The following is a 7,880-nucleotide window of genomic DNA, read 5'->3' on the forward strand; positions in this document are numbered from 1 at the left end:
GCATCGGGACCAGCAGCAGCGGGGCGGCCCCGGCCCGTGCCCCCAGGGCGGAGCGCACCGCCCGGCCGAGGGCCTCGCCGAGCGGCCCGGCCAGCCGCAGCGCGCCCCGCTCCTTGTGGGCGAGCAGCAGCTGCCGCACCGGGCCGGTGTACGGCGCCGCGGCGTGCGTCCAGGGCAGCAGGGTGGGAGCCGGCCGCGCGGCGGCCAGCAGGCCCCGGCAGACCGGGCAGAGCTGGGCGTGTTCGCTGCCGCAGCCCGCGCAGTCGGTGGGCAGCAGGACGTCCAGCAGTCCGGCCAGTGCGTGGCCGAACGGCCCTTGGGCGGACGGCGGGCGGCGGGGGGAGGGAGGCGGCGGCACGGCTGCTCCTCGCGGTGGCAGGCACGGAGAGTGAGCACAGGATCCGCCGTATGGGGGGCGTTGTCCAGGTATTTACCCATACTTCACCCGCGAGAGGGTAGACAGGGTGCACCAGCTTGACCGCCCGACCGCAGTATCGGGTCATACCCTCCTTATCGCCTGGGGAGGCGAAAAACCCGTGTGAGGTGTTCGATAAGGCCCAGGGGGTTTCAACCGTCCCTGGTGGGGAGGAAGTGAGGTGAGGGCCAGTCGTTTCCGCCGCTGGCGGCGGGACGGGGGGCCGGCAGTGGATGGGCTGGTCCAGCTGGGTCTCAGTCCGGTCCGGTAGCACCCGGATCGGCGTCAGCACGAGGGATCGGAGTTCTGCGTGGACATCGTCGTCAAGGGCCGCAAGACCGAGGTGCCCAAGAGGTTCCGCGAGCACGTGGCCGAGAAGCTGGAGAAGGTCCAGAAGTTCGACGCCAAGGCCATCAGCCTCGACGTCGAGGTGTCCAAGGAGCACAACCCGCGGCAGGCCGACCGCTCCGATCGGGTGGAGATCACTCTCCGCAGCCGCGGCCCCGTGATCCGGGCCGAAGCCGCCGCCGCCGATCCGTACGCGGCGCTCGACCTGGCCTCGGCGAAGCTCGACGCCCAGCTGCGCAAGTCCGCGGACCGGCGTCGGGTGCACAAGGGCGGCGCGAACGGCCGCACCCCGATCAGCGTCGCCGAGGCGACCGCGGCCCTGGCCGCGCTGCCGGAGACGACGGCGCCGGAGGGGGAGACGAACGGCGCCGTCCGCAAGACCATGATGGGATCCCTGGAAGTGGAGGGCGAAGGCCCGCTGGTGGTCCGGGAGAAGACGCACCCGGCCGCCCCCATGGCACTGGACCAGGCGCTCTACGAGATGGAGCTGGTCGGCCACGACTTCTACCTCTTCGTGGAGAAGGACAGCGGCCTGCCGAGCGTGGTCTACCGCCGGCACGGTTACCACTACGGCGTCATCCACCTGCAGACCGACCACGCGGCCGGGCCGGGCGGCGGGGCGGGCGGCGCGATCGGTGGGTCCGACGAGGACTGACCGTCCGGGCAGTGACGGAGGGGTGACCCCGGCGGCCGTGGCCGCCGGGGTCACCGGCGTTCGGGGTGCGGGAGGTCCCAACGGCGTTCGGGGGCGGCGCGGTTCGAACGGCACCGCGTGCCGGACGGAGGGGTCACCCGATGCGGGGGAATCGGCATCGGAGCGTGACCGTGGCGGGGTCGGAGCGTGGAATGATTGGCGCACGACGACCCGCGAAGGGGGAGGAGCGGATGGGGGATCACTTCGGGCTGGGGCCCGGGGTCGGGCCAGGGCTGCCGTTGGGGGCGGAGGACGAGCCCGCGTACGAGCCGCACCGGGGTGAGCCGATCCGCGTGTTGGTGGTGGACGACCACGCACTGTTCCGCAGGGGGCTGGAGATCGTCCTCGCGGAGGAGCCGGACATCAAGGTCGTCGGGGAGGCGGGGGACGGCGCAGAGGCCGTGCTGAAGGCCGCCGACCTGCTGCCCGACATCATCCTCATGGATGTCCGGATGCCGCGCCGCAGCGGGATCGAGGCCTGCACGGCGATCAAGGACGTGGCACCCAGCACCAAGATCATCATGCTGACGATAAGCGACGAGGAGGCCGACCTCTACGAGGCGATCAAGGCGGGGGCCACCGGCTACCTGCTCAAGGAGATCTCCACCGACGAGGTCGCCACCGCGATCCGCGCGGTCGCCGACGGGCAGTCGCAGATCAGCCCCTCGATGGCGTCCAAGCTGCTCACCGAGTTCAAGTCGATGATCCAGCGCCGCTCCGACGACCGGGACCTGGTGCCCGCACCCCGGCTCACCGACCGGGAGTTGGAGGTGCTCAAGCTGGTGGCGACCGGGATGAACAACCGGGAGATCGCCAAGGAGCTGTTCATCAGCGAGAACACCGTGAAGAACCACGTGCGCAACATCCTGGAGAAGCTCCAGCTGCACTCCCGGATGGAGGCCGTGGTGTACGCGATGCGGGAGAAGATCCTCGAAATAGGGTGAGCCGGGCGGGACTTAGTGGTCCGCCAGCAGCTTCTCCAGGGTCGGGCGCAGCCGTTCGTCGTGCAGCGTCCCGACCCGCACCTCGTCGCAGCCGACCCAGGCGGCCGCCTCGCGCAGGGCCGTCGCCAGCGCCTCGACGTGCCGGCCGCCGCGCCCCGGACCGCCGTCCAGGGAGACCTGCCGGGCGACCAGGGTGCGTCCCTCGCGGGCCGGGTCGACCCGGCCGACCAGCCGGCCGCCGGTCAGCAGCGGCATCGCGAAGTAGCCGTGCACCCGCTTGTGCTTGGGCGTGTAGGCCTCCAGCCGGTGCGTCATGCCGAAGATCCGCTCGGTGCGGGGGCGGTCCCAGACCAGCGAGTCGAACGGCGAGAGCAGGGTGGTGCGGTGGCGTCCGCGCGGAGCGGTGGCGAGGGCGGCCGGGTCGGCCCAGGCCGGGGCCGGGGCGCCGTCCGGGCCCCAGCCGGCCACCTCGACCGGGACGAGGCCGCTGTCGGCGAGCACCGCGTCCAACTGCTCGGCGCGCAGCCGGTGGTAGTCCAGGAGGTCGGCCCGGGTGGCCACGCCGAGGGCGGCGCCGGCCTGGGCGACCAGGGTGCGCACGCACTCCTCGTCCGACCGGTCCTGGCCGAACAGGGCGTCCGGGATGGCCTGTTCGGCCAGTGCGTAGACCCGCTTCCAGCTCCGGCGCTCGGTGCAGACCACGTCGCCGAAGGCCAGCGCCCGCTCGACCGCGATCTTGGTGTCGGACCAGTCCCACCACTCGGAGGTCTTCTTGGCGCCGCCGAGCTCGGTGGAGGTCAACGGCCCCTCGGCGCGCAGCTTGTCGAGCACGGCGCGGTAGGTCCCGGGATCGACCTGGTGGCCCCAGAGGTGGCCGCGGTCGCGGTAGCGGCGGCGCCGGAAGGCGAACAGCGGCCACTCCTCGACCGGCAGGACGCAGGCCGCGTGCGACCAGTACTCGAAGCTCGCGCCGCCGCTCCAGTACGCCGCCTCGACGGCCGGGCGGCCGACCGCGCCGAGGCGGGCGTACGGCACCAGTTCGTGCGAGCGGGCGAGCACCGAGATGGTGTCCAGCTGGACGGCGCCCAGGTGCCGCAGCACCCCGCGCACCCCGCCGCGGCGGTCCGGAGCGCCCAGCAGGCCCTGGGCGCGCAGGGCGATCCGGCGGGCGTCGTCCGCGCTGAGGACGGCGACGGGGGCGGGGCGGGCGGCAGCGGCGGTCATGCCGGCGAGCGTAGCCGGGGGCACCGACAGCGCGGGGCCGGAGCGGACCCGGAGCACGGACCCGGAGTCGGGAGGGGCACCCGGAGTCGGCCGCGGACCCGGGACGGGCGCCCGGAGCCGACCGCGGGCTCAGTCCAGGTCGGAGGGGAGCAGGGAGGCGAGCCAGGAGTCGTGGAAGACGCCGCGCTGCTCGGCGTACGAACGCAGGGTGCCCTCGAAGCGGTAGCCGACCTTCGTGGCGACCGCGCGGGAGCCCTCGTTGCCGACGTAGGCCACCCACTCCAGGCGGCGCAGTCCGAGCTCGCGCAGGCCGTGGTGGGAGACGGCGCGCGCGGCCTCGGTGGTGTAGCCGCGGCCGCGGAACTCCTTCACGGCCCACCAGCCGATCTCGGCGCAGCCCGGGTCCCCGGGCCGCAGGACGAGCCCCTGGGAGCCGACCAGGGCCCCGGACTCGCGCTCGAACACGCACCAGATCCGGTTGGCTCCGGTGCGCCGGCCCTCCGCGGCGAGATCGCGCACGAAGAACTCCGCGTCCTCGCGCCGGTACGGCGACGGGACGACGGTCCAGCGCTGGATCTCCGGGTCCTGGCAGGCGGCGAAGACCGCGTCGATGTCCGACTCCCGGGGAGCGCGCAGCACCAGCCGGTCGGTGGTGAGGGTGGGGTGTTCGGTGCGAAGTTCGTCCATGAACGGATTATTCCGCCGGAGGGGGAGGGCCGGCATTCGATATTCCGGCCGCCCGCGGAGCCAACTCCGCGCCCCGCCGACCGTTTTGTCCCGGTGGACGGTGCTATCGGGCCATGTGCTCGCTCGGGTGACACGGGAATACCGTGCTGACGCACCTCCCGGGGGGTTGGACTCCTCGCATACGATGGCCCGTGCGGTGGGGTGGACCCCCCGTGCAGTCGTCCAGTGCCAATACAGGCAAGGAGCCCGCTCACGTGTCCGTCTTCGACAAGATCCTGCGCGCAGGCGAGGGCAAGATCCTTCGCAAGCTGCAGCGGATTGCTGCCCAGGTCAACTCCATCGAAGAGGACTTCGTCAACCTCACCGACGCCGAGCTGCGCGCACTGACCGACGAGTACAAGCAGCGGCTCGTCGACGGCGAGAGCCTGGACGACATCCTCCCCGAGGCGTTCGCCACCGTCCGTGAGGCCGCCAAGCGCGTGCTCGGCCAGCGTCACTACGACGTCCAGCTGATGGGCGGCGCCGCCCTGCACTACGGCTACGTCGCCGAGATGCGCACCGGTGAGGGCAAGACCCTCGTCGGCACCCTGCCCACGTACCTGAACGCGCTGACCGGCAAGGGCGTCCACCTGATCACGGTCAACGACTACCTGGCCGAGCGCGACTCGGAGTGGATGGGCCGGGTGCACCGCTTCCTCGGCCTCGAAGTCGGCGTGATCCTCGCCAACATGACGCCCGCCGAGCGCAAGCGCCAGTACGGGATGGACATCACGTACGGCACGAACAACGAGTTCGGCTTCGACTACCTGCGCGACAACATGGCCTGGTCGCAGGATGAACTCGTCCAGCGAGGCCACTTCTTCGCGGTCGTCGACGAGGTCGACTCGATCCTGATCGACGAGGCCCGCACCCCGCTGATCATCTCCGGCCCGGCCGACCAGGCGACCAAGTGGTACGCCGACTTCGCCAAGCTGGTGTTGCGCCTGAAGATCGACCGCGACTACGAGGTCGACGAGAAGAAGCGCACCGTCGGCATCCTGGAGGAGGGCGTCACCCGGGTCGAGGACTACCTGGGCATCGACAACCTCTACGAGTCGGTGAACACCCCGCTGGTCGGCTTCCTGAACAACGCCATCAAGGCGAAGGAGCTGTACAAGCGGGACAAGGACTACGTCGTGATGAACGGCGAGGTCATGATCGTCGACGAGCACACCGGCCGCATCCTGGCCGGCCGTCGCTACAACGAGGGCATGCACCAGGCGATCGAGGCCAAGGAGGGGGTGGAGGTCCAGAACGAGAACCAGACCCTGGCCACCATCACCCTGCAGAACTTCTTCCGCCTGTACGACAAGCTCTCGGGCATGACCGGTACCGGCACCACCGAGGCCGCCGAGTTCCACCAGATCTACAAGCTCGGCGTGGTGCCGATCCCGACCAACAAGACGCCGCTGCGCATCGACCAGCCCGACCTGATCTACAAGTCGGAGCCGGCCAAGTTCGCCGCCGTGGTCGAGGACATCGCCGAGAAGCACGAGAAGGGCCAGCCGGTGCTGGTCGGCACCGTGTCGGTCGAGAAGTCCGAGTACCTGTCGCAGGAGCTGCGCAAGCGCGGCATCCCGCACGAGGTGCTGAACGCCAAGCACCACGAGCGCGAGGCGCAGATCGTCGCCCAGGCCGGCCGCAAGGGCGCCGTCACCGTCGCCACCAACATGGCCGGCCGCGGCACCGACATCATGCTCGGCGGCAACGCCGACCACCTGGCCGCCGCCGAGCTGGCGCAGCGCGGGCTGACCCCGACGGACACCCCGGAGGAGTACGAGGCCGCCTTCCCGGCCGCGCTGGAGAAGGCCAAGGCCTCGGTGAAGATCGAGCAGGACGAGGTCAAGGAGGCCGGCGGCCTCTACGTCCTCGGCACCGAGCGGCACGAGTCCCGCCGGATCGACAACCAGCTGCGCGGCCGCTCCGGCCGTCAGGGCGACCCGGGCGAGTCCCGCTTCTACCTGTCGCTGGGCGACGACCTGATGCGCCTGTTCAAGGCCGGCATGGTCGAGCGCGTGCTCTCGATGGCCAACGTGCCCGAGGACGTGCCGATCGAGTCCAAGATGGTCACCCGTGCCATCGCCTCGGCGCAGACCCAGGTCGAGCAGCAGAACTTCGAGATCCGCAAGAACGTCCTCAAGTACGACGAGGTGCTCAACCGCCAGCGCGAGGTCATCTACGGCGAGCGCCGCCGGGTGCTGGAGGGCGAGGACCTCCAGGAGCAGGTCGGCCACTTCATGGACGACACCGTCGAGGCGTACGTCCGGGCGGCCACCGGCGAGGGCTTCGAGGACGACTGGGACCTCGACAAGCTCTGGACCGCGCTCAAGCAGCTCTACCCGATCACCCTGGACCTGGAGGAGCTGGAGGAGGAGGCCGGCGGCCAGGCCGGGCTGACCCCCGAGTTCCTGATCAAGTCCATCCAGGAGGACATCCAGGGGCAGTACGGCGCCCGCGAGGACCAGCTGGGCGCGGAGATCATGCGCGAGCTGGAGCGCCGGGTCGTGCTGTCGGTGCTGGACCGCCGCTGGCGCGAGCACCTCTACGAGATGGACTACCTCCAGGAGGGCATCGGCCTGCGGGCCATGGCGCAGCGCGACCCGCTGGTCGAGTACCAGCGCGAGGGCTTCGACATGTTCACCGCGATGATGGAGGGCATCAAGGAGGAATCCGTCGGCTACCTGTTCAACCTGGAGGTCCAGGTCGAGCAGCAGGTCGAGGAGGTCCCGGTCGAGGACGCCCAGGTGGTGCTCGACAAGCTGGAGAAGGACGCCGCCCGCCCGGAGATCAAAGCCAAGGGCCTGGAGGCCCCGAAGCCGCAGCGGCTGCACTACACGGCCCCCTCGGACGAGGTCGGCGGCGGTGTCATCGAGGGCGACTTCGACGACCTCGCCCCGGAGGACGAGAGCGACGGGCTGACCCGCGCCGAGCGCCGCAAGGCCGCGAAGTCGGCCAAGGGCCGCCGCCGCAAGGGCTGAGCCGGCCGCAGGGCACCAGCCAGGACGCCACGCAGGGCGCCGTTCCCGGACCGGGACGGCGCCCTGCGCCGTACCGTGCCGCCGGGGGCGGGGCGGGGTGCTCACCGGGCCTCCACGGCGGTGCACTGCCACTGCCCGGCCGCACCGCGCTGTTCCAGCCGGAAGGCCACCATGTGGTGCCGCCGGCCGAGGTCGACCCGCACGCAGGCCTCGACCGCGTCCGGTGAGGGCGAGCGGTCGTGCACCGGGCCGAGCCGGGGCCGGTCGGCGGGGCCGCCGCGACGCAGCGCGCCGGCCCGCACCAGTGAGGCGAGCTGCCCGTAGCCGGCCAGGCTGGTGTGCCGCAGCAGCTGGCCCGAGGGCCGGGCGCCGGTGAGCACCTCGACCAGCTGGTGGGCGAACCGGGCCGCCAGGGCCCCGGAGCCGGGCCCGGGGGTGCCGGGTCCGGCTTCCGGGCCGAACCAGAACATCGACCGCTACGGCAGCGAGTACGGCGCCTACCTCGCCCCCGAGGGCCTGCCCTACGCCAGCCGCGCGCTCCCGCCGCAGAG

General features: G+C 71.6%; 6 protein-coding genes and 2 pseudogenes. 4 read left to right on the plus strand and 4 right to left on the minus strand.

What is annotated here, in order from left to right; genetic code table 11:
• Positions 1–358 (minus strand): annotated as a pseudogene (locus AB0E96_RS35410) (hypothetical protein); the annotation flags it as partial.
• A 367-nt stretch (positions 359–725) separates the two neighbouring features.
• On the opposite strand from AB0E96_RS35410, the gene raiA reads away from it, so the two are divergent.
• On the plus strand, positions 726–1,418 hold the full coding sequence (gene raiA, locus AB0E96_RS35415) for a ribosome-associated translation inhibitor RaiA (RefSeq protein ID WP_359829978.1): 693 nt from the start codon (positions 726–728) through the stop codon (positions 1,416–1,418).
• Between the two features lie 191 nt (positions 1,419–1,609).
• The gene (locus AB0E96_RS35420) at positions 1,610–2,401 is read left to right on the plus strand and encodes a response regulator transcription factor (protein WP_107086574.1); all 792 of its coding nucleotides are present in this window, start codon (positions 1,610–1,612) and stop codon (positions 2,399–2,401) included.
• A 12-nt stretch (positions 2,402–2,413) separates the two neighbouring features.
• On the opposite strand, the gene AB0E96_RS35425 is transcribed toward AB0E96_RS35420, so the two are convergent.
• Entirely contained in the window at positions 2,414–3,625 is a 1,212-nt protein-coding gene (locus AB0E96_RS35425) for a crosslink repair DNA glycosylase YcaQ family protein (protein WP_359829980.1), read from the minus strand.
• A gap of 129 nt (positions 3,626–3,754) precedes the next feature.
• Positions 3,755–4,312, minus strand: coding sequence for a GNAT family N-acetyltransferase (locus AB0E96_RS35430; protein ID WP_359829982.1), 558 nt, complete (start codon positions 4,310–4,312; stop codon positions 3,755–3,757).
• A 254-nt stretch (positions 4,313–4,566) separates the two neighbouring features.
• Between AB0E96_RS35430 and secA the strand changes: the two genes are divergently transcribed.
• Positions 4,567–7,329: a preprotein translocase subunit SecA gene (secA, locus tag AB0E96_RS35435; RefSeq protein WP_359829984.1), complete on the plus strand. Its 2,763-nt coding sequence runs from the start codon at positions 4,567–4,569 to the stop codon at positions 7,327–7,329.
• 101 nt (positions 7,330–7,430) lie between these two features.
• On the opposite strand, the gene AB0E96_RS35440 is transcribed toward secA, so the two are convergent.
• Entirely contained in the window at positions 7,431–7,799 is a 369-nt protein-coding gene (locus AB0E96_RS35440) for an Rv3235 family protein (RefSeq protein ID WP_359829986.1), read from the minus strand.
• On the opposite strand from AB0E96_RS35440, the pseudogene AB0E96_RS35445 reads away from it, so the two are divergent.
• Positions 7,792–7,880, plus strand: a pseudogene (locus tag AB0E96_RS35445) (glycohydrolase toxin TNT-related protein); the annotation flags it as partial. The gene AB0E96_RS35440 and the pseudogene AB0E96_RS35445 overlap by 8 nt on opposite strands.

The sequence above is a fragment of the Kitasatospora sp. NPDC036755 genome (genome assembly GCF_040636595.1).
Taxonomy (GTDB): domain Bacteria; phylum Actinomycetota; class Actinomycetes; order Streptomycetales; family Streptomycetaceae; genus Kitasatospora.

Excerpts from the sequence above, each read along its gene's own strand:
- AB0E96_RS35420 (WP_107086574.1), top strand. The coding sequence starts at position 1,610 with ATGATTGGCGCACGACGACCCGCGAAGGGGGAGGAGCGGATGGGGGAT.
- AB0E96_RS35425 (WP_359829980.1), bottom strand. The coding sequence starts at position 3,625 with ATGACCGCCGCTGCCGCCCGCCCCGCCCCCGTCGCCGTCCTCAGCGCG.
- AB0E96_RS35430 (WP_359829982.1), bottom strand. The coding sequence starts at position 4,312 with ATGGACGAACTTCGCACCGAACACCCCACCCTCACCACCGACCGGCTG.
- AB0E96_RS35440 (WP_359829986.1), bottom strand. The coding sequence starts at position 7,799 with ATGTTCTGGTTCGGCCCGGAAGCCGGACCCGGCACCCCCGGGCCCGGC.